This is a genomic window from Streptococcus oralis (genome assembly GCF_002386345.1).
GTDB classification, from domain to species: Bacteria; Bacillota; Bacilli; order Lactobacillales; family Streptococcaceae; genus Streptococcus; species Streptococcus oralis_S.
In genome coordinates this window covers 1784917-1804752 of the sequence record NZ_CP023507.1, presented here as the reverse complement: position 1 = coordinate 1804752, position 19836 = coordinate 1784917, and the positions used below count along the sequence as shown (strand labels likewise).

At 42.8% G+C, this 19836-nt stretch carries 18 protein-coding genes; 15 read left to right on the top strand and 3 right to left on the bottom strand.

Translation table 11 applies throughout. The features are described from left to right. Window positions 1-12: 12 nt before the first annotated feature. Window positions 13-243: a hypothetical protein gene (locus tag CO686_RS08845; protein WP_000933126.1), complete on the bottom strand. Its 231-nt coding sequence runs from the start codon at window positions 241-243 to the stop codon at window positions 13-15. Between the two features lie 267 nt (window positions 244-510). On the opposite strand from CO686_RS08845, the gene CO686_RS08840 reads away from it, so the two are divergent. After that, a complete protein-coding gene (locus tag CO686_RS08840; protein WP_000730903.1) occupies window positions 511-1194 on the top strand; it encodes a hypothetical protein in 684 nt (227 codons plus the stop codon). A gap of 64 nt (window positions 1195-1258) precedes the next feature. Here CO686_RS08840 and dusB read toward each other — a convergent pair whose 3' ends face one another. Together dusB and hslO are read right to left on the bottom strand one after the other, a co-directional pair. Continuing rightward, complete coding sequence (gene dusB / locus CO686_RS08835) at window positions 1259-2239, bottom strand: tRNA dihydrouridine synthase DusB (RefSeq protein WP_000183317.1); 981 nt, start codon at window positions 2237-2239, stop codon at window positions 1259-1261. Continuing rightward, on the bottom strand, window positions 2226-3098 hold the full coding sequence (hslO, locus tag CO686_RS08830) for an Hsp33 family molecular chaperone HslO (RefSeq protein WP_096753736.1): 873 nt from the start codon (window positions 3096-3098) through the stop codon (window positions 2226-2228). Before hslO ends, dusB begins: the two co-directional genes overlap by 14 nt. A 164-nt stretch (window positions 3099-3262) precedes the next feature. On the opposite strand from hslO, the gene CO686_RS08825 reads away from it, so the two are divergent. The 14 genes from CO686_RS08825 to CO686_RS08760 all read left to right on the top strand — a co-directional run bounded on the left by CO686_RS08825 (window position 3263) and on the right by CO686_RS08760 (window position 19501). Next, complete coding sequence (locus tag CO686_RS08825; RefSeq protein WP_000280562.1) at window positions 3263-4690, top strand: AcpB/EbpR/MafR family transcriptional regulator; 1428 nt, start codon at window positions 3263-3265, stop codon at window positions 4688-4690. Window positions 4691-4846: 156 nt separating this feature from the next. Then, window positions 4847-6355, top strand: coding sequence for a glycerol kinase GlpK (gene glpK / locus CO686_RS08820; protein ID WP_096753735.1), 1509 nt, complete (start codon window positions 4847-4849; stop codon window positions 6353-6355). Window positions 6356-6418: 63 nt separating this feature from the next. Beyond that, window positions 6419-8245, top strand: coding sequence for a type 1 glycerol-3-phosphate oxidase (gene glpO / locus CO686_RS08815; protein ID WP_096753734.1), 1827 nt, complete (start codon window positions 6419-6421; stop codon window positions 8243-8245). A gap of 67 nt (window positions 8246-8312) precedes the next feature. Then, window positions 8313-9017 carry an MIP/aquaporin family protein gene (locus CO686_RS08810; protein WP_000975170.1) on the top strand — a complete coding sequence of 235 codons (705 nt, stop codon included), beginning with the start codon at window positions 8313-8315 and terminating at the stop codon, window positions 9015-9017. A gap of 224 nt (window positions 9018-9241) precedes the next feature. Further along, on the top strand, window positions 9242-9373 hold the full coding sequence (locus CO686_RS08805) for a teichoic acid D-Ala incorporation-associated protein DltX (RefSeq protein ID WP_008276434.1): 132 nt from the start codon (window positions 9242-9244) through the stop codon (window positions 9371-9373). Window positions 9374-9393: 20 nt separating this feature from the next. Continuing rightward, on the top strand, window positions 9394-10944 hold the full coding sequence (dltA, locus tag CO686_RS08800) for a D-alanine--poly(phosphoribitol) ligase subunit DltA (RefSeq protein ID WP_002880946.1): 1551 nt from the start codon (window positions 9394-9396) through the stop codon (window positions 10942-10944). Further along, on the top strand, window positions 10941-12185 hold the full coding sequence (gene dltB / locus CO686_RS08795; protein WP_000970386.1) for a D-alanyl-lipoteichoic acid biosynthesis protein DltB: 1245 nt from the start codon (window positions 10941-10943) through the stop codon (window positions 12183-12185). The genes dltA and dltB overlap by 4 nt, the downstream gene beginning before the upstream one ends. 13 nt (window positions 12186-12198) lie before the next feature. Further along, a complete protein-coding gene (gene dltC, locus CO686_RS08790) occupies window positions 12199-12438 on the top strand; it encodes a D-alanine--poly(phosphoribitol) ligase subunit DltC (RefSeq protein WP_000351972.1) in 240 nt (79 codons plus the stop codon). Then, entirely contained in the window at window positions 12431-13699 is a 1269-nt protein-coding gene (gene dltD, locus CO686_RS08785; protein WP_000919834.1) for a D-alanyl-lipoteichoic acid biosynthesis protein DltD, read from the top strand. The genes dltC and dltD overlap by 8 nt, the downstream gene beginning before the upstream one ends. A gap of 142 nt (window positions 13700-13841) precedes the next feature. Continuing rightward, complete coding sequence (gene nt5e / locus CO686_RS08780; RefSeq protein WP_001042700.1) at window positions 13842-15893, top strand: cell surface ecto-5'-nucleotidase Nt5e; 2052 nt, start codon at window positions 13842-13844, stop codon at window positions 15891-15893. Window positions 15894-16042: 149 nt separating this feature from the next. After that, window positions 16043-16483 carry a zinc-dependent transcriptional regulator AdcR gene (gene adcR, locus CO686_RS08775; RefSeq protein ID WP_001249328.1) on the top strand — a complete coding sequence of 147 codons (441 nt, stop codon included), beginning with the start codon at window positions 16043-16045 and terminating at the stop codon, window positions 16481-16483. After that, window positions 16483-17187 (top strand): metal ABC transporter ATP-binding protein, encoded by a 705-nt coding sequence (locus CO686_RS08770; protein WP_001269482.1) that lies wholly within the window; start codon window positions 16483-16485, stop codon window positions 17185-17187. Before adcR ends, CO686_RS08770 begins: the two co-directional genes overlap by 1 nt. Continuing rightward, complete coding sequence (locus CO686_RS08765; protein ID WP_000950027.1) at window positions 17180-17986, top strand: metal ABC transporter permease; 807 nt, start codon at window positions 17180-17182, stop codon at window positions 17984-17986. Before CO686_RS08770 ends, CO686_RS08765 begins: the two co-directional genes overlap by 8 nt. Window positions 17987-17995: 9 nt before the next feature. After that, window positions 17996-19501, top strand: coding sequence for a zinc ABC transporter substrate-binding protein AdcA (locus CO686_RS08760; protein WP_000736542.1), 1506 nt, complete (start codon window positions 17996-17998; stop codon window positions 19499-19501). The last annotated feature ends 335 nt before the right edge of the window (window positions 19502-19836 follow it).

Here is a 19836-nt window from a genome sequence, read left to right as displayed (position 1 = left end):
ATTGCGACTGTATTAGGGATGGCTATCTTTCTTAGGATTACTCAATATGTGAGTAAAGAAGTCTTTGTATCGATACTTGAGATAGTTCTCATGCAAAAATAACAAAGCGATGTAGACAATCATAAAGATTGCAGTCAGATAGAAGACATCAAATGCAGTTCGCGCATAGTAAGTGGCTGATTGATAAGAGCCAATAGCTCCCAAAATCAACCAAGGAAGATACTTGTAATACTTATTTAGCATAAGAGCATACCTCCTGTATTCTATTTCAATGTTATTATATTCCTTTGTCTAACACAATGCAAGCGACTACATAGGAGAGGTGCAAAAAATAGGACTCTAATCTAGGAAATTTTCCTATTTTTTCGTTTCGATTACGAATAGAGATAGTAGAGAGAATAATTTTTAAAATAGTTTCTCTAAATAGTTGACAGATTCAGAGTCCAATGTTACAATTATATTACAAAAAGATTTCTTAACATTTCAATAATGTTACAAAGGAGTAGAAAAATGAAAAAGAAAACCTATATCAAATTGATGGCAGCGACTGTATTGGCTTCTACCTTGCTACTGGGAGCTTGTGGAAATAAAAACGAAACCACTCAAACCAGCAGCTCTGCAAAGACAAGCCAATCATCAAGTTCTAAAGCAGCTTCTTCTAACAAAGAAAGCAAGACTCAAAAATCTTCAAGCTCAGCTTCATCTGAAAAGGCTCAGGCATCTTCAGGTCAGTCTTCTACAACAGCAGATCAGTCACAAGCGAAACCAGCCCCTGAATCAAGACAAGAACAAGCAACTCCTAGTCAACCAGCCCCTTCTCAGGCTCCGTCAACCCAGCAAGGTTCTCAAGCCCAGTCTAACCAGTCAGGCTATGATCCAACAACTGACCGCAAACTTCAAGACAAGCAAGCAGAACACAACAAACGCTACAAGGGTGTTTTAACCATGGTCGATGGTGATTTCTCAGCAGCTGCAGGCAACTGGAAGGGAGCAAATGGCGAAACTATTACGGTTTCATCAGGGGGCCAGTTTACAGTAGAAACTGCAGATGGAAAGAAAGAAAACTATTCTATCAGAGGCTACTCTTATACTCTTGATGATGGCAAGTATAATGCCAAAATCGGTGGAGGAAAAATCATCCAAATTACAACAGGTGCGGATGGTAAAGTTTCGAGTGTTGCCTTGATTCAATAATGGTATCTAGGATTTCCTAGGATAAAAAAACCGTAAACTCAAGCGAGTTACGGTTTTTTGTATATTATGCTTTGTCTAATTGCAAGAGGGCTTCAATCTCTGCTAGGGTGCTAGCTTGTGAAATAGCTCCACGAAGTTTGGCAGCACCAGATGTTCCCCGGAGATAGTGCGGAGCGAGGCCGCGGAATTCACGAACGGCTACGTTTTCTCCTTTGAGGTTAATCAAGCGTTTCAAGTGCTCGTAGGCGATTTTCATCTTGTCTTCAAATGTCAAGTCAGGGAGAATTTCTCCTGTTTCAAAGTAGTGGTTGATTTGATTGAAGAGATAGGGATTTCCCATGGCTGCGCGACCAATCATGACAGCGTCAGCCCCGACTTCTTCGATACGCTGTTTGGCTTCTTGGACCGTACGGATGTCACCATTTGCGATAAATGGAATCTTGGTCAAAGCTTGAGCAACCTTGTGAAGGGTCTCGAGGTCAGCATGACCAGTATACATTTGCTCACGTGTACGACCGTGCATAGCGAGGGCAGAGACACCAGCAGCTTCAGCAGCGAGGGCATTCTCCACGGCTAGGGATGGATCAGACCAGCCAGTACGCATTTTGACAGTGAGGGGGATATCAAGGACAGATTGGACCTTGTTGATGATAGAGTAGATCTTGTCTGGGTCCTTGAGCCACATAGCACCAGCCTCGTTCTTCACGATTTTGTTAACTGGGCAGCCCATGTTGATATCGACGATATCGGTCTTAGTATTTTCTTGGATGAATTCTGCTGCGCGTGCTAGGCTATCTTCATCGCTACCAAAAAGTTGGATAGAAACAGGGTTCTCTCCTTCATCGATATGAAGCATATGCAGGGTTTTTTCATTGTTGTATTGGATTCCCTTGTCAGAGACCATTTCCATGACAACGAGTCCAGCTCCGAGCTCTTTTGCGATGGTACGAAAGGCTGAGTTGGTGACACCAGCCATGGGTGCTAAAACGGTACGATTGGGAATCTCAACATTGCCAATCATAAAAGGTGTATTAAGATTTGTCACGAATGAGTTCCTCCAGGTCGTTTTCATCAAAGTTATAAGTTGTTTGGCAGAATTGACAAGTGATTTCTGCCCCGTGGTCTTCCTCTTTCATTTCTTCAAGGTCTGAATTTGGAAGGCTGGCAAGAGCGTTCATAAAACGGTCTTTGCTGCAGTCACATTGGAAACGAATTTCTTCTTCAGATAGACGTTTGTAGAATTCGTCACCATAGATAGCCTTGAGAAGGGCTTCGATATGGTCATCGCTTTCCAGAAGGGTTGAGATGGCTGGCATTTCTTGGATGCGTTTCTCAAAGCGGGCAATCTCTTCTTCCTTGGCCCCTGGCAAGACTTGGAGAAGAAAACCACCGGCACCTTCGACCTTGTCGTCTTTGTCTAAAAGAACATTGAGGCCGACTGCTGAAGGAGTTTGTTGGCTTTCTGTCAGGTAATAGGCCAAGTCTTCACCGATTTCCCCAGAGATGAGAGGAGTCATGGAGTTGTAGGGATTTCCAGTACCGTAGTCTGTGATAACGAGAAATTGACCATTTCCGACAAAAGGTCCGACAAGGACTTCACCCGTTGCAGTCTTTTTGATGTCAACACCTGGATTTTGAACGTAGCCTTTAACATTGCCCTTGGTATCTGCGACCGTGATGATGGCACCGAGAGAGCTGGTTCCCAGAACTTTAACTGTTAGTTTGGTATTTCCTTTTTCATTGGCTGCGAGAATCTGGCTTGCGATAAGAGTTCGACCAAGTGCAACAGTTGAACTGGCTTGAGTTTGATGTTTTTCTTGAGCAGTGCGGACGGTTTCAGTGCTATCAAGGACAAAAGCACGAAAGGCTCCGCTTTCTGATATTGTTTTAATAATTTTATCCATAGCTACTATTTTAGCATAAAAATGCCCAAAGGGGGAGTCGTGTGTTTGCTGTTTCTGTGGAATAATGACGAGAAAATCAGCCTTAAAATAAAATGCGAAACAGATTATTTCAGCATTTAAAAGATTTATGCTATGCTTGTAGGAGAAAATGAAAGGGGTAACAAATGTATTTAGGTGATTTGATGGAAAAAGCCGAATCTGGTCAATTTTTAGTCCTTTCCTTTCTGTTACAAGATTCGCAGACAACAGTCAAGAAAGCCATGGAAGAAACAGGTTTTTCAAAGGCGACCTTAACCAAGTACATTTCTCTGATTAACGAAAATGCCTCGGAAAGAGGTTTAGAGCTGACCATCCACTTGGAAGATGAAAATCTGCGTCTGTCGATTGGTGCAGCCACAAAGGGGAGAGAGATTCGGAGCTTGTTTCTAGACAATGCCATTAAGTACCAAATTTTGGTTTACCTTCTCTATCACCAACAGTTCCTAGCCCATCAACTGGCTCAAGAATTGATGATTAGCGAGGCCACGCTTGGTCGTCACTTAGCTAGTCTAAATCAGATTTTGTCAGAGTTTGATTTATCGATCCAAAATGGCCGTTGGCGAGGTCCGGAGCATCAGATTCGCTATTTTTATTTCTGCCTTTTTCGCAAGATTTGGTCCAGTCAGGAGTGGGAAGGTCACATGCAGAAAGCTGAGAGAAAACAAGAGATTGCTACCCTAGAAGAAATCTGCGGTGCTAGCTTGTCTTCAGGTCAGAAATTGGACTTGGTTCTATGGACTCACATCAGTCAACAGCGCCTTCGGGTTAACGCCTGTCAATTTCAGGTTATAGAAGAAAAAATGCGAGGGTATTTTGACAATATTTTCTACCTTCGTTTGCTGAGAAAGGCTCCGTCCTTTTTTGCTGGGCAACATATCCCTCTAGGAACTGAGGATGGTGAGATGATGGTATTCTTTTCATTTCTCCTTTCCCATCGTATTTTGCCCCTTCATACTATGGAGTATATCCTTGGTTTTGGAGGGCAATTAGCCGATTTGCTGACGCAATTGATTCAAGAGATGAAGAAGGAGGAGCTGCTGGGGGACTACACAGAGGACCATGTCACCTATGAACTCAGTCAGCTTTGTGGTCAAGTTTATCTCTACAAGGGCTATATTTTACAAGATCAGTACAGATACCAGACAGAGAATCGCCATCCCTATTTGCTGATGGAACATGATTTTAGAGGAACTGCAGAGAGAATTTTTCATATTTTGCCTACCTTTCAACAGGGGACGGATTTGGATAAGAAAATTCTCTGGGAATGGCTCCAGTTGATAGAGTATATGGCAGAAAATGGTGGCCAACATATGAGGATTGGTTTAGATTTGACATCTGGTTTCCTTGTCTTTTCTAGGATGGCTGCCCTTTTGAAACGGTATTTGGAATACAATCGTTTCATTACTATTGAAGCCTATGACCCCAGTCGACATTATGATTTGTTAATTACCAACAACCCGATTCATAAGAAAGAACAGACTCCGGTTTATTATTTAAAAAATGATTTGGATATGGAGGATTTGGCGAAGATTCGTCAGATGCTCTTTGCTTAAAAGGCCTGAATTTTCAGGTCTTTTTTGTGAAATTCGCACAATCTCCTCACATTTTTTTAAAATTTTAAAAAAATTGATAAACAAGAAAGCGCTTTATTTTGTATACTAGTTACTGTAAAGAGGAACCCCCTCAAGATTTTATCAGGAGGACAGCACATGTCACAAGAAAAATACATCATGGCTATTGACCAAGGAACTACTAGTTCTCGTGCCATCATTTTTAACAAAAAAGGAGAAAAGGTCAGCTCTAGTCAAAAAGAGTTCACTCAGATTTTCCCTCAAGCAGGTTGGGTTGAGCACAATGCCAATGAAATTTGGAACTCTGTTCAGTCAGTTATCGCGGGTGCTTTCATCGAAAGTGGTGTGAAACCAAGTCAAATCGAGGCCATCGGGATTACCAACCAGCGTGAAACAACTGTCGTCTGGGATAAGAAAACAGGGCTCCCTATCTATAATGCGATCGTTTGGCAATCACGTCAAACTGCTCCTCTGGCTGAACAACTAAAAAGTCAAGGTTATGTGGAAAAATTCCATGAAAAGACTGGTTTGATTATCGATGCTTACTTCTCAGCTACCAAGGTTCGTTGGATATTGGACCATGTAGAAGGCGCTCAAGAGCGAGCAGAAAAAGGAGAATTACTCTTTGGTACTATCGATACTTGGTTAGTTTGGAAATTGACTGACGGTGCAGCTCACGTGACCGACTACTCAAATGCAGCCCGTACCATGCTCTATAACATCAAGGATCTTAAATGGGATGATGAGATTTTAGAAGTCCTCAACATTCCGAAGGCTATGCTTCCAGAAGTTCGTTCTAACTCTGAAATCTACGGCAAGACTGCTCCATTCCATTTCTACGGTGGGGAAGTGCCAATTTCAGGTATGGCTGGGGACCAACAGGCAGCCCTCTTTGGACAGTTGGCCTTTGAACCAGGTATGGTTAAAAATACCTACGGAACTGGTTCTTTCATCATCATGAACACTGGTGAAGAGATGCAGTTGTCTGAAAACAACCTTTTGACAACGATTGGTTATGGAATCAACGGTAAGGTTTACTATGCCTTGGAAGGTTCTATCTTTATCGCAGGAAGTGCCATTCAGTGGCTTCGTGATGGACTTCGCATGGTTGAAAATTCACCAGAGTCTGAAAAATATGCTCTTAATTCTCACAACAATGACGAAGTTTATGTCGTACCTGCCTTTACAGGTCTAGGGGCTCCATACTGGAACCAAAACGCTCGAGGCTCTGTCTTTGGCTTAACTCGTGGAACAAGCAAAGAAGACTTTATCAAGGCAACCTTGCAATCTATCGCTTATCAAGTACGTGACATCATTGACACCATGCAAGTGGATGCGCAGACAGCGATCCAAGTCTTGAAGGTAGATGGTGGTGCAGCCATGAACAACTTCCTCATGCAGTTCCAAGCTGACATCTTGGGAATTGATATCGCACGCGCTAAAAACTTGGAAACAACTGCCCTCGGTGCAGCCTTCCTAGCTGGTTTGGCAGTGGGTTATTGGAAGGACTTGGATGAGTTGAAACTCTTGAACGAGACAGGAGAACTCTTTGAGCCATCGATGAACGAATCGCGCAAGGAACAACTCTACAAGGGCTGGAAGAAAGCTGTGAAAGCAACGCAAGTCTTTGCGGAAATCGACGACTAATACTGTTTCTTGATGCAATGATCAGCTTAAGAATGAAACGACTCAGTTAGAAAGTGTGTAAATATGGAATTTTCAAAGAAAACACGTGAATTGTCAATTAAAAAAATGCAGGAACGTACCTTGGATCTCTTGATTATTGGTGGGGGGATTACAGGAGCTGGTGTAGCCTTGCAGGCGGCAGCCAGTGGTCTTGACACTGGTTTGATTGAAATGCAGGACTTCGCAGAAGGAACATCTAGCCGTTCAACAAAATTGGTCCACGGAGGTCTGCGTTACCTCAAACAATTTGACGTGGAAGTGGTATCAGATACAGTTTCTGAGCGCGCGGTGGTTCAACAAATCGCTCCACACATTCCAAAACCAGATCCAATGCTCTTGCCTGTTTTTGATGAGGATGGAGCGACCTTTAGTCTCTTCCGTCTCAAAGTAGCCATGGACTTGTACGACCTTTTGGCAGGTGTTAACAATACGCCAGCTGCTAACAAGGTCTTGAGCAAGGAAGAAGTCTTGGAACGCCAGCCAAACTTGAAGAAAGAAGGCTTGGTAGGAGGTGGGGTTTATCTTGACTTCCGTAATAACGATGCGCGTCTCGTGATTGAAAACATCAAACGTGCCAACCAAGACGGTGCCCTCATTGCCAACCATGTTAAGGCAGAAGGCTTCCTCTTTGACGAAAGCGGCAAGATTACAGGTGTTGTAGCTCGTGATTTGTTGACAGACCAAGTCTTTGAAATCAAGGCTCGCCTAGTTATTAACACAACTGGACCTTGGAGCGACAAGGTACGCAATTTGTCTAATAAGGGAACGCAATTCTCACAAATGCGTCCAACTAAGGGAGTTCACTTGGTAGTGGACTCAAGCAAGATCAAGGTTTCACAGCCAGTTTACTTTGACACAGGTTTGGGAGATGGTCGTATGGTCTTCGTTCTCCCACGTGAAAACAAGACCTACTTTGGTACAACCGATACAGACTACACAGGCGATTTGGAACATCCAAAAGTGACGCAGGAAGATGTAGATTATCTACTAGGTATTGTCAACAACCGCTTCCCAGAAGCAAACATTACCGTTGCTGATATTGAAAGCAGCTGGGCTGGTCTTCGTCCATTGATCGCAGGCAATAGCGCTTCTGACTACAATGGTGGAAATAACGGAACCATTAGCGATGAAAGCTTCAATAGCTTGATTGCGACTGTCGAGGCATATCTATCGAAAGAAAAAACGCGTGAAGATGTTGAATCTGCTGTCAGCAAGCTTGAAAGCAGCACATCTGAGAAACATTTGGATCCATCTGCAGTTTCTCGTGGTTCGAGCTTGGATCGTGATGATAATGGTCTTTTAACCCTTGCTGGTGGTAAAATCACAGACTACCGTAAGATGGCTGAAGGAGCTATGGAGCGCGTGGTTGACATCCTCAAAGCCGAATTTGACCGTAGCTTTAAACTGATCAACTCTAAGACTTATCCTGTTTCAGGTGGAGAATTGAACCCAGCAAATGTGGGCTCAGAAATCGAAGCCTTTGCTCAACTTGGAGTGTCACGTGGTTTGGATAGCAAGGAAGCCCAGTATCTCGCAAATCTTTACGGTTCAAATGCACCGAAAGTCTTTGCCCTTGCTCACAGCTTGGAACAAGCGCCAGGACTCAGCTTGGCAGATACCTTGTCCCTTCACTATGCAATGCGCAATGAGTTGGCTCTGAGCCCAGTTGACTTCCTCCTTCGTCGTACCAACCACATGCTCTTTATGCGTGATAGTTTGGATAGCATCGTTGAGCCAGTTCTGGATGAAATGGGACGATTCTATGATTGGACCGAAGAAGAAAAAGCAGCCTACCGTGCGGATGTTGAAGCAGCTCTTGCTCAAAACGATTTGACAGAACTAAAAAATTAAAAAAGGAAAAGAGGTGGAGGGCAGCATTCCTTGTCGCCCACCCCTTCTTTTAAATGGAGACAAAGATATGATGAAAGAATTATTTGGAGAATTTTTGGGGACCTTAATCCTCATCCTCCTAGGAAATGGAGTTGTAGCAGGTGTGGTTCTTCCCAAAACCAAGAGCAACAATTCAGGATGGATTGTGATTACTATGGGATGGGGAATTGCTGTAGCCGTTGCAGCCTTTGTATCTGGCACGCTTAGTCCAGCCCACCTAAATCCAGCTGTGACGTTTGCTATGGCCTTAAAAGGAACGCTCTCTTGGGCTTCTGTTTTCCCTTATATCCTAGCCCAATTCGCAGGAGCGATGGTGGCTCAGATTTTGGTTTGGTTGCAATTCAAACCGCATTATGAGGCAGAAGAAAATGCAGACAATATCCTAGCAACCTTCAGTACTGGACCAGCAATCAAGAACACAGTATCGAACTTGATCAGCGAAATCCTTGGAACTTTTGTTTTGCTCTTGACAATCTTTGCCTTGGGACTCTATGACCTTCAAGCTGGTTTAGGGACCTTTGCAGTGGGGACCTTGATTGTCGGTATCGGTCTTTCACTAGGTGGGACAACGGGTTATGCCTTGAACCCAGCTCGTGACCTTGGACCTCGTATCATGCACAGCATCTTGCCAATTCCAAACAAGGGAGACGGGGACTGGTCTTATGCTTGGATTCCTGTTGTAGGACCTATTGTTGGTGCGGCCCTAGCAGTTCTCGTATTTTCACTTTTCTAAGATAAAAGAGTGATTGGCAACAGAGTTTGAGATGAAAATCTCAGGCTCTTTTTTGATGGGCAAAACATTAATATTTTAACTTATCTTAAAATAAGCTAAAACCAATTTTTAAGTTATGGTAAACAGTTGAAAAAAAGGTTGATAAAGTGGTAAAATGTTAGGAAGATAAGATGCTAACAATACATACTGATAGCTAATAGAAATAATATATTAATGGATAGCTTATGAAAAAACAACGAAATTTACATGTATTCTTAGGCCGGACGGCTCTATATTTTGTAATCTTACTTGGTTTGCTTTATTTTTTTAGTTACCTTGGTCAGAGCCAAGGCACCTTTATTTATAATGAGTTCTAGTTTAAAGGAGAAGAGGAACAGTGTCTAATAAACCGATAAAAGATATGATTGAAACGATTGAGCACTTTGCTCAAACGCAACCAACATATCCTGTCTACAATGTTTTAGGTCAAGAGCATACTTATGGTGATCTGAAGGCTGATTCAGATAGTTTAGCTGCAGCTATCGACCAACTAGGCTTGCCTGAGAAATCTCCAGTCGTCGTTTTTGGTGGTCAGGAATATGAGATGTTGGCTACCTTTGTAGCGCTAACTAAGTCAGGTCATGCCTATATCCCAATTGATAGCCATTCGGCCTTGGAAAGAGTTTCTGCTATCGTAGAAGTTGCAAAGCCAAGCTTGATTATTACTATCTCAGATTTTCCATTAGAGCAAACTAGCACACCGATGCTGAATTTAAAGCAAGTCCATGAAGCTTTTGCTCAAGCTTCCAGCTACGAGATGACCCATCCAGTCAAGGGAGATGACAACTACTACATCATCTTTACTTCTGGTACGACTGGTAAGCCTAAGGGAGTGCAGATCTCCCATGATAATCTCCTCAGCTTTACCAACTGGATGATTACAGATAAGGAATTTGCGACGCCAAGTCGTCCGCAAATGCTGGCTCAGCCCCCTTATTCTTTTGACCTATCTGTCATGTATTGGGCGCCAACCTTGGCACTGGGTGGCACGCTTTTCGCTCTTCCTTCAGCCATTACTCAGGACTTTAAGCAACTCTTTGCGATCATCTTTGCATTGCCAATCGCTATCTGGACCTCAACGCCTTCTTTTGCAGATATGGCCATGTTGTCAGAAGACTTTAACAGCGAGAAAATGCCTGGCATCACGCATTTCTACTTTGATGGTGAAGAATTGACGGTCAAAACTGCTCAAAAACTGCGCGAGCGATTCCCAGATGCTCGTATTATCAATGCCTATGGTCCAACAGAAGCGACAGTAGCTTTGTCAGCAGTTGCCGTCACTGATGAGATGTTGACGACTCTCAAACGCCTGCCAATCGGCTATACCAAGGCCGATTCTCCGACCTTTATCATTGATGAGGAAGGTAAGAAAGTTCCAAATGGTGAGCAAGGAGAAATCATTGTTTCAGGGCCAGCTGTTTCAAAAGGCTATATGAATAATCCTGAAAAAACGGCAGAAGCTTTCTTTGAGTTCGAAGGTCTTCCAGCCTACCACACAGGGGATGTAGGAACCATGACAGATGAGGGATTGCTTCTCTATGGTGGACGCATGGATTTCCAGATTAAGTTTAATGGTTATCGCATTGAGCTGGAAGATGTCTCTCAAAACCTCAACAAGTCTCGCTTTATCGAGTCGGCTGTTGCTGTCCCACGTTATAACAAGGACCACAAGGTACAAAATCTACTGGCCTATGTCATCCTAAAAGACGGTGTCCGTCAGCAGTTTGAGCGTGATATCGATATTACCAAGGCTATCAAGGAAGACCTAGCAGATATCATGATGTCCTATATGATGCCGTCTAAGTTTCTTTATCGAGATAGTTTACCACTAACGCCTAATGGTAAAATTGACATCAAGGGCTTGATCAATGAGGTAAACAGCCAATGATGGAGCTTTATAAACAGCTACCTCATTTGGAACCTTATGGTGATCTTCAGTACTTTTTATACGTAATTGCTGCGACTTTACCTATCTTTATTGGTCTTTTTTTCAAGAAACGTTTTGCCTTGTACGAGGTGTTTGTTAGTCTCTTCTTTATCCTCACCATGTTGGTCGGTGGAAAGACGAATCAAATAAGCGCTTTGATCCTTTATGTTATCTGGCAAGTACTTCTTGTATCTTTCTACAAAAGGTACAGGAAACAACGGGATAGTAAATGGATATTTTACCTGGTTAGCTTTCTATCCCTATTGCCAATCGTCTTTGTGAAAGTATCTCCTGCTATTCATGGACCTCAATCTTTGTTTGGATTTTTAGGGATTTCTTACTTGACCTTTCGTGCAGTTGGGGTTATCGTTGAGTTGAGAGACGGTGTCATCAAGGAATTAACGATTTGGCAATTCTTACGTTTTCTTCTCTTTATGCCGACTTTCTCAAGTGGTCCTATTGATCGTTTCAAACGCTTCAATGAAAATTACGAGACCATTCCTGAACGGGATGAGTTGATGGACATGCTAGAAGAGGCTGTCAAATATATCATGCTTGGCTTCCTCTACAAGTTTATCTTGGCTCACATTTTAGGAGAGACATTATTGCCTCCGCTGAAAAATTTGGCCTTGCAGACAGGTGGTTTCTTTAACCTCTACGCTTTAGCGGTCATGTACACCTTTGGTCTGGAGCTCTTTTTTGACTTTGCGGGCTACTCTATGTTTGCCTTAGCCATTTCAAACTTGATGGGTATTCATAGTCCTATCAACTTTAACAAGCCCTTTTTGTCAAGGGATTTAAAAGAGTTTTGGAATCGCTGGCACATGAGTCTGTCTTTCTGGTTCCGTGACTTTGTCTTTATGCGGATGGTCATGGTGTTGACCAGAAAGAAGGTCTTTAAAAATCGCAATGTCACTTCAAGTGTAGCCTATATTCTCAATATGCTGATTATGGGATTTTGGCATGGTGTGACCTGGTACTACATCGCCTATGGACTTTTTCATGGGATTGGGCTGGTCATCAATGATGCTTGGGTTCGTAAGAAAAAAGCGCTCAATAAAGAACGGAAAAAAGCTGGAAAGGGTTCCTTACCTGAGAATCGCTGGATTCAGTTGCTTGGCATGGTTGTCACCTTCCATGTCGTGATGGTTTCATTCTTAATCTTTTCTGGATTTTTGAATGATTTATGGTTTAAAAAATAAAAGGATATAAAAAATGGATATCAAATCAGAAGTTATTGAAATTATTGATGAGTTGTTTATGGAAGATGTTTCTGACATGATGGATGAAGATCTTTTTGATGCCGGTGTCTTGGATAGCATGGGAACGGTTGAATTGATTGTGGAGATTGAAAACCGTTTTGACATTCGTGTTCCAGTGACGGAGTTCGGTCGTGATGACTGGAATACGGCTAATAAAATCGTAGAAGGTATTACGGAGTTGAAGAATGCTTAAACGCTTGTGGCTGATCTTCGGGCCTATCTTCATTGCTGGATTTTTGGTTCTTCTACTCATCTTTTTTTATCCAGGTACAACAAGCCATAATCTGACGGAGGAGAAATACTCGGCGGCTTCTGTTAGTGCAGAGAGTTTTAAAGAGAGAAGCCAAAAAGTAAGGGCTCTTACGGATCCAAATATGCGTTTTATTCCTTTTCTAGGGTCCAGTGAATGGATTCGATTTGATAGTGTCCATCCAGCTGTTTTAGCAGAAAAATACCATCGTCCCTATCGTCCTTACTTTCTAGGTCAAGCAGGAGCAGCCTCTCTCAATCAATATTTTGGTCTACAGCAAATTTTGCCAGAAATAGAGAATAAGCAGGCTGTATTTGTGATTTCGCCTCAGTGGTTTACGGAGACAGATTATGAACCCGCAGCGTTTCAGAGATTTTTTAACAGTGACCAATTAACAGCTTTTTTGGGAAATCAATCTGGTGACATTGCTGCAAAGCATGCGGCTATTCGATTGTTAAAGCAGAATCCTAATGTTGCATTGAAAGGCATTGTTCAAAAACTGTCAAAGGGTGAAGAATTATCAGATGTTGATCAGGTTGCTATTGATATTTTTGCGCGATTCAACGAAAAACAATCCGCTCTCTTTGGACAATTCTCCATTCGAGGACAACTCAAGTACAAGGAACACGTGGAGAACTATTTAAAAGATCTTCCGGATCAATTTTCTTATGATGAGTTAGAAAAAATTGTTCGTAAGGACGCAGAAGCAAATACGACCAATAACGATATGGGGATGGAAAATCATTTCTATACGAGAGAGATTCAAAAGGATTTAAAAAAATGGGAAGGGTATCAAAAAAATTACAACTTCCTCAAGTCCTCTGAATACAATGATTTGCAGCTGGTCCTCAATCAATTTGCTAAGTCGAATGTCAATGTGCTCTTTGTCATTCAGCCGGTTAACAAGAAGTGGATGGAGTACACAGGGCTCAGCGAAGAGATGTATCAACATGCAGTGGAGAAAATTCGTTACCAATTAGAAAGTCAGGGTTTTACCAATATTGCTGATTTTTCAAAAAATGGAGGGGACCCTTATTTTGTTAAGGACACCATTCATCTAGGATGGTTAGGTTGGCTGGCTTTTGATAAGGTTGTCAATCCTTTCTTGACGGATCCGAAACCAGCTCCAGACTACAAGATGAATGACCGCTTCTTTAGCAAGGACTGGGCGACCTATGATGGGAACATCAAAGATTTCAAATAAAATGGTCTAAAGGTTTGGGATTTAAACCCAAGCTTTTTTGTTTAAATGGCGAATATTTAAGATGAAAATAGGTCAAAAGTTTCAAAATTTTTAGAAATAGCGTATAATATAAAAGAGAAAAAGAAAAGAAAGGGATTTTAAAATGAACAAACGTTCTTTGTTACCTGTCTTATCGACAGCCCTGTTAGCTCCAGCCTTCTTAGCTGGACAAGTCTATGCTGAAGAAGCAACAACTCCTGCAGAAAGTTCAGCTGTTGTAGCGACTCCAGCTACGTCGGCGACTCCAGCTCCTGTTGAGAGCCCTGCGGTACCGGAAACTTCGGCAACTTCAGAAGCGGTTGTACCTGCAGAAACTCCGTCAGCTCCTGCTGAATCTACCAAAAGCGAAGAAAAGGACACCGTTATCTTACACACCAATGATGTCCATGGTCGTATTGTAGAGGAAAAGGGAGTAATTGGAGATGCCAAGTTAGCGACTGTCATTGAACAGGAGCGTGCGAAGTCAAATCAAAATACTCTGGTAGTTGATGCGGGAGACGCTTTTCAAGGTTTACCGATTTCCAACTCTACTAAGGGTGAAGCGCGTGCTGAAATTCTTAATCAGATGCAGTATGATGCCATGGCAGTAGGAAACCATGAGTTTGACTTTGGTCTTGATGAAGTTAAAAAATACAAGGAAATCTTGAAATTCCCATTACTTAGCTCAAATACCTATGTCAATGGAGCTCGTCTTTTTGAAGCTTCTACAATCGTTGATAAAGATAAGACTGTGGAAGGTGATGAATTTGTTGTAATCGGCGTGACAACACCTGAAACAGCAACCAAAACTCACCCTAAAAATGTCAAAGGGGTAACTTTTACAGATCCAATCTCTGAAGTCAATAAGGTCATCGAAGAAGTTCAAGCCAAGGCTCGTGCAGAAGGTAAGGACTACAAACACTATGTTGTGCTCGCTCACTTGGGTGTAGATACCACAACCCCAGTCGAATGGCGTGGTTCAACTTTGGCAGAAGCCTTGTCTAAAAATCCTCGTTTGAAAGGGAAACGCGTAACAGTAATCGACGGTCACTCTCATACAGTAGAATCAACGACCTATGGAGACAATGTTACCTATAACCAAACAGGGAGTTACCTTCATAATGTAGGGAAAATCACCTACAAATCACGTCAGCTTTTGGGCAATCCAACTCAGATTCCGGCTGCTGATGCTAAAAAATTACCAGCCAATCCAACAGTTGAAAAACTAGTCAAAGACATTAAACAAAAATACGATGCTGAAAATGCTGTTGAAGTCGTTTCAAACAGCCCTGTAGAACTCAACGGAGATCGTGAAAATGTTCGGGTTCGTGAAACTAACCTCGGAAACGTCGTAGCGGACTCGCTCTATCAGTATGGTCAAACAGGATTTAGCCATCCGACAGACATCGCTGTGACAAATGGTGGTGGCTTGCGTGAAACCATTGCAAAAGGCAAACCAATTACTAAAGGAAATGTCATTGCCGTTCTTCCGTTTGGAAATACCATCTCACAAATCCAAGTGACTGGGCAACAAGTCTTGGATATGTTTGAAAAGTCACTCGGATCTATCTTGCAGGTCGATAAAGATGGCAAGAAGGTCTTGGATGAGAACGGACAACCATTGTTAGAACCAAGTGGTGGTTTCTTGCAAGTTTCAGGTGTGAAGGTCTACTATGATACCAACCTACCATCAGGTAAACGTGTCTTGGCCATCCAGGTCAAAAACCGCACGACTGGTCGTTATGATCTTCTAGACCTTGCAAAAACTTACTATCTTGCAACCAATGATTTCCTAGCTGCAGGTGGTGATGGTTACACTATGTTAGGTGGTGCGCGAGAAGAAGGTCCTTCTATGGATGCAGCCTTTGAAGAGTATCTTAAAACCGCTGATTTGACCCAGTATGAAAAGATCAATCCGAACTCACGGACGATTTCTGTGGATTCTACAACTTTTAGTCTACCAGTAGAAACGCCTCAAACGAATGCGGCTGCTAACGATGCGACTACAAATGTACCACTTACTTATGAGGTGGCAGGTCAATTTAGCAAGAAGGCGGTTGTCTCAGAAAAAGCTCTCCCAAATACAGGAAGTGAACAATCCATCTTCTTGCTCTTGATGGGAATGGTAGCTGGTCTGGCAGGTATCTTATCGAGCCGAAAACCAAAGCAAAAATAGGTTAAATTTCATATCTAGAAGAGTCTAGGGAAACGTTTTTACGCCTTTTTCCCTTGACTCTTTTTTGGTTTATGATATAATTAACCAGTAAAGAATCGGTGGCTATCTATGTTTTTTTACGAAAAAGATAGCTAGGGAAGGAGTAACACATGAGACAGCTTGCGCAGGAAATCGATAACTTTTTAAACGAGGTGATCTTGAGATCTGAGAACCAGCATGAAATTCTAATCGGGCATTGCACGAGTGACGTTGCCTTGACCAATACTCAGGAACACATCCTCATGCTCTTGTCAGAAGAATCCCTAACCAACTCGGAGTTGGCCCGTCGCCTTAATGTCAGTCAGGCGGCAGTGACCAAGGCTATCAAATCTTTGGTCAAAGAGGGTATGTTAGAGACATCCAGAGATCCCAAAGATGCGCGTGTGATCTTTTATCAACTGACAGAGCTGGCTCGACCAGTGGCAGAGGAACACCACCATCATCATGAACACACGCTCTTAGCCTATGAACAAGTGGCAAGTCAGTTTACTCCAAATGAACAAGAAGTTATCCAGCGGTTTTTAACTGCTTTAGTAGGAGAAATCAAATAATGCGGTATATTACAGTAGAGGACTTGTCTTTCTATTATGACAAGGAACCTGTCCTCGAACATATCAACTACAGTGTTGATAGTGGGGAGTTTGTCACCCTGACTGGTGAAAATGGAGCTGCCAAGACGACGCTGATTAAGGCAAGTCTAGGCATCTTGCAACCAAGATTTGGTAAGGTAACCATCTCAAAGACAAACACTCATGGGAAAAAGCTTAGGATCGCTTATCTTCCCCAGCAGATTGCCAGTTTTAATGCTGGTTTTCCAAGTACGGTTTATGAATTTGTCAAGTCGGGTCGTTATCCGCGAAAGGGCTGGTTCCGTCGTTTGAATGCCCATGATGAGGAGCATATCAAGGCTAGTCTAGACTCGGTTGGTATGTGGGAACACCGTGACAAACGAATTGGGTCCCTCTCGGGAGGGCAAAAGCAACGAGCAGTGATTGCTCGGATGTTTGCTTCTGACCCAGATATCTTCGTCTTGGATGAGCCGACGACAGGGATGGATGCAGGAAGCAAAAATGAATTTTACGAACTCATGCACCATAGTGCTCATCATCATGGCAAGGCTGTTTTGATGATTACCCATGACCCTGAGGAAGTCAAGGACTATGCGGATCGCAATATCCATCTGGTTCGTAACCAAGATTCGCCATGGCGTTGTTTTAACGTTCACGAAAGCGACCAGGAGGTGGACCATGCTTAGTTTGTTATCTTATGACTTCATGCAGCGTGCCTTCTTGGCGGTCATTGCCATGAGTCTCTTTTCTCCAGTTCTTGGGACCTTCCTTATCTTACGTCGTCAGAGTCTCATGAGTGATACCCTCAGTCACGTTTCTCTGTCAGGGGTAGCCTTTGGTCTGGTTTTGGGAATTTCTCCAACTATTTCAACCATTGCTATTGTCTTGATCGCAGCGGTCTTTCTAGAGTATCTCCGGACAGTCTATAAGAACTTTATGGAAATCGGGACAGCCATCCTCATGTCAACAGGACTTGCAGTGTCTCTGATTGTCATGAGTAAGGGGAAAAGTTCGAGTTCCATGAGTTTGGACCAATATCTCTTTGGTTCGATTGTAACCATTAGCCAGGAGCAGGTGCTATTCCTCTTTGCCATTGCGGCGGTCGTTTTACTCTTGACTTTCTTATTCTTGCGACCAATGTATATCCTGACCTTTGATGAGGACACGGCTTTTGTAGATGGCTTGCCAGTTCGTACCATGTCTATCCTCTTTAACATGGTGACAGGGGTGGCCATTGCCCTTATGATTCCAGCTGCAGGAGCCCTTTTGGTGTCGACCATTATGGTCTTGCCGGCTAGCATTGCCCTTCGTCTGGGGAAAAACTTTAAATCCGTTATGTTACTAGCCAGCGCTATTGGCTTTTTGGGAATGGTGGCAGGTCTCTATATTTCCTACTATGCAGAAACCCCTGCCAGTGCTAGTATCACCATTATCTTTGTAGCTGTCTTTTTGTTAGTCAGTCTACTGAAACGTTTTATCAAATAGGAGAATGAAATGAAAAAACTGAGCTTACTACTAGCTAGTCTATGTGCCCTGTTTTTAGTGGCTTGTTCCAATCAAAAACAGGCAGATGGGAAGCTAAATATCGTGACAACCTTTTACCCTGTCTACGAATTTACCAAACAAGTCGCAGGAGATACTGCTAATGTAGAACTCCTCATCGGTGCTGGTACAGAACCCCATGAGTATGAACCGTCTGCCAAGGCAGTTGCCAAAATCCAAGATGCAGATACCTTTGTCTATGAAAATGAAAACATGGAAACTTGGGTTCCAAAATTGCTAGAATCCTTGGATAAGAAAAAGGTGAAAACTATCAAGGCGACAGGTGATATGCTGCTCCTACCAGGAGGTGAGGAAGAAGAGGAAGGGCATGATCATGGCGGCGAGGGTCACCATCACGACTACGATCCTCATGTTTGGCTTTCACCAGCACGCGCCATCAAACTGGTAGAGCATATCCGTGACAGCTTGTCAGCAGATTATCCTGATAAAAAAGAGACTTTTGAAAAGAACGCTGCTGCCTATATCGAAAAATTGCAAGTCTTGGACAAGGCCTACACAGATGGCTTGTCTCAAGCTAAACAAAAGAGCTTTGTGACCCAGCACGCTGCCTTTAACTACCTTGCCTTGGACTATGGTCTCAAGCAAGTATCCATCTCAGGTCTATCACCAGATGCAGAGCCATCAGCAGCACGTTTGGCAGAATTAACAGAGTATATTAAGAAAAACAAGATTTCTTATATCTACTTTGAAGAAAATGCCTCACAAGCCCTCGCCAATACACTTTCAAAAGAAACAGGTGTCAAACTAGACGTGCTCAATCCGCTAGAAAGTCTAACAGAAGAAGCAACCAAGGATGGTGAGGACTATATCTCTGTGATGGAGAAAAACCTCAAGGCTTTGAAACAAACAACGGACCAAGAAGGACCAGAAATCGAGCCAGAGAAGGAAGAAAACACTAAGACAGTTCACAACGGTTACTTTGAGGATGCAGATGTCAAAGATCGTACCTTGAGTGACTATGTTGGCAACTGGCAGTCAGTTTATCCTTTCCTTGAAGATGGGACCTTTGATCAAGTCTTTGACTACAAGGCTAAGTTGACTGGTAAGATGACCAAGGATGAGTACAAGGCTTACTATAGAAAAGGCTATCAGACAGATGTGACTAAGATCAACATCACGGACAACACTATGGAATTTGTTCAAGGTGGCCAAAGCAAGAAATTCACCTACAAGTATGTCGGCAAGAAAATCTTGACATATAAGAAAGGCAACCGTGGTGTGCGCTTCCTCTTTGAAGCGACAGATGCGGACGCTGGACAATTCAAGTATGTTCAGTTTAGTGACCACAATATCGCCCCAGTTAAGGCAGGACATTTCCATATCTTCTTTGGAGGTACTAGCCAAGAAGCCCTCTTTGAAGAGATGGATAACTGGCCAACCTACTACCCAGATAACCTATCTGGCCAAGAAATCGCTCAAGAAATGTTGGCGCATTGATGCAAGAGAGAATCCCGCAAATCTGCGGGATTTTTTGCTAGAAACGATTAGGTTGTTAGGTATTATAGTACCACAGTTGTGCTGTTCACAATGTGATAAGGCAGTCATTTTCTACTGGCTGCTTCTCACTAGCTGGCGAATGCAAAAGCTACGATTGTACAAATTATAGAATCTTTTCAGGGGATTTAGGAAGGGATCTTAGTCATATTGACGTTGCTATCGCTTTTTGTTATAGTCAAAGAGAGAGCGGTCTGGAACACTAGTTTATTCACAGTCTGTGGATAAGTCTTGGAGGAAATGACATACAACTCAGGGTGTTGAAGTATCCTGAAAAT

What these genes read in the sequence shown, in the direction of transcription:
- CO686_RS08840 (WP_000730903.1), top strand. Translation starts at nt 511, where the DNA reads ATGAAAAAGAAAACCTATATCAAATTGATGGCAGCGACTGTATTGGCT.
- nt5e (WP_001042700.1), top strand. Translation starts at nt 13,842, where the DNA reads ATGAACAAACGTTCTTTGTTACCTGTCTTATCGACAGCCCTGTTAGCT.
- adcR (WP_001249328.1), top strand. Translation starts at nt 16,043, where the DNA reads ATGAGACAGCTTGCGCAGGAAATCGATAACTTTTTAAACGAGGTGATC.
- hslO (WP_096753736.1), bottom strand. Translation starts at nt 3,098, where the DNA reads ATGGATAAAATTATTAAAACAATATCAGAAAGCGGAGCCTTTCGTGCT.
- CO686_RS08765 (WP_000950027.1), top strand. Translation starts at nt 17,180, where the DNA reads ATGCTTAGTTTGTTATCTTATGACTTCATGCAGCGTGCCTTCTTGGCG.
- dltB (WP_000970386.1), top strand. Translation starts at nt 10,941, where the DNA reads ATGATGGAGCTTTATAAACAGCTACCTCATTTGGAACCTTATGGTGAT.
- glpK (WP_096753735.1), top strand. Translation starts at nt 4,847, where the DNA reads ATGTCACAAGAAAAATACATCATGGCTATTGACCAAGGAACTACTAGT.
- CO686_RS08770 (WP_001269482.1), top strand. Translation starts at nt 16,483, where the DNA reads ATGCGGTATATTACAGTAGAGGACTTGTCTTTCTATTATGACAAGGAA.
- CO686_RS08810 (WP_000975170.1), top strand. Translation starts at nt 8,313, where the DNA reads ATGATGAAAGAATTATTTGGAGAATTTTTGGGGACCTTAATCCTCATC.
- glpO (WP_096753734.1), top strand. Translation starts at nt 6,419, where the DNA reads ATGGAATTTTCAAAGAAAACACGTGAATTGTCAATTAAAAAAATGCAG.
- dltC (WP_000351972.1), top strand. Translation starts at nt 12,199, where the DNA reads ATGGATATCAAATCAGAAGTTATTGAAATTATTGATGAGTTGTTTATG.
- CO686_RS08845 (WP_000933126.1), bottom strand. Translation starts at nt 243, where the DNA reads ATGCTAAATAAGTATTACAAGTATCTTCCTTGGTTGATTTTGGGAGCT.
- CO686_RS08825 (WP_000280562.1), top strand. Translation starts at nt 3,263, where the DNA reads ATGTATTTAGGTGATTTGATGGAAAAAGCCGAATCTGGTCAATTTTTA.
- CO686_RS08760 (WP_000736542.1), top strand. Translation starts at nt 17,996, where the DNA reads ATGAAAAAACTGAGCTTACTACTAGCTAGTCTATGTGCCCTGTTTTTA.
- dltD (WP_000919834.1), top strand. Translation starts at nt 12,431, where the DNA reads ATGCTTAAACGCTTGTGGCTGATCTTCGGGCCTATCTTCATTGCTGGA.
- CO686_RS08805 (WP_008276434.1), top strand. Translation starts at nt 9,242, where the DNA reads ATGAAAAAACAACGAAATTTACATGTATTCTTAGGCCGGACGGCTCTA.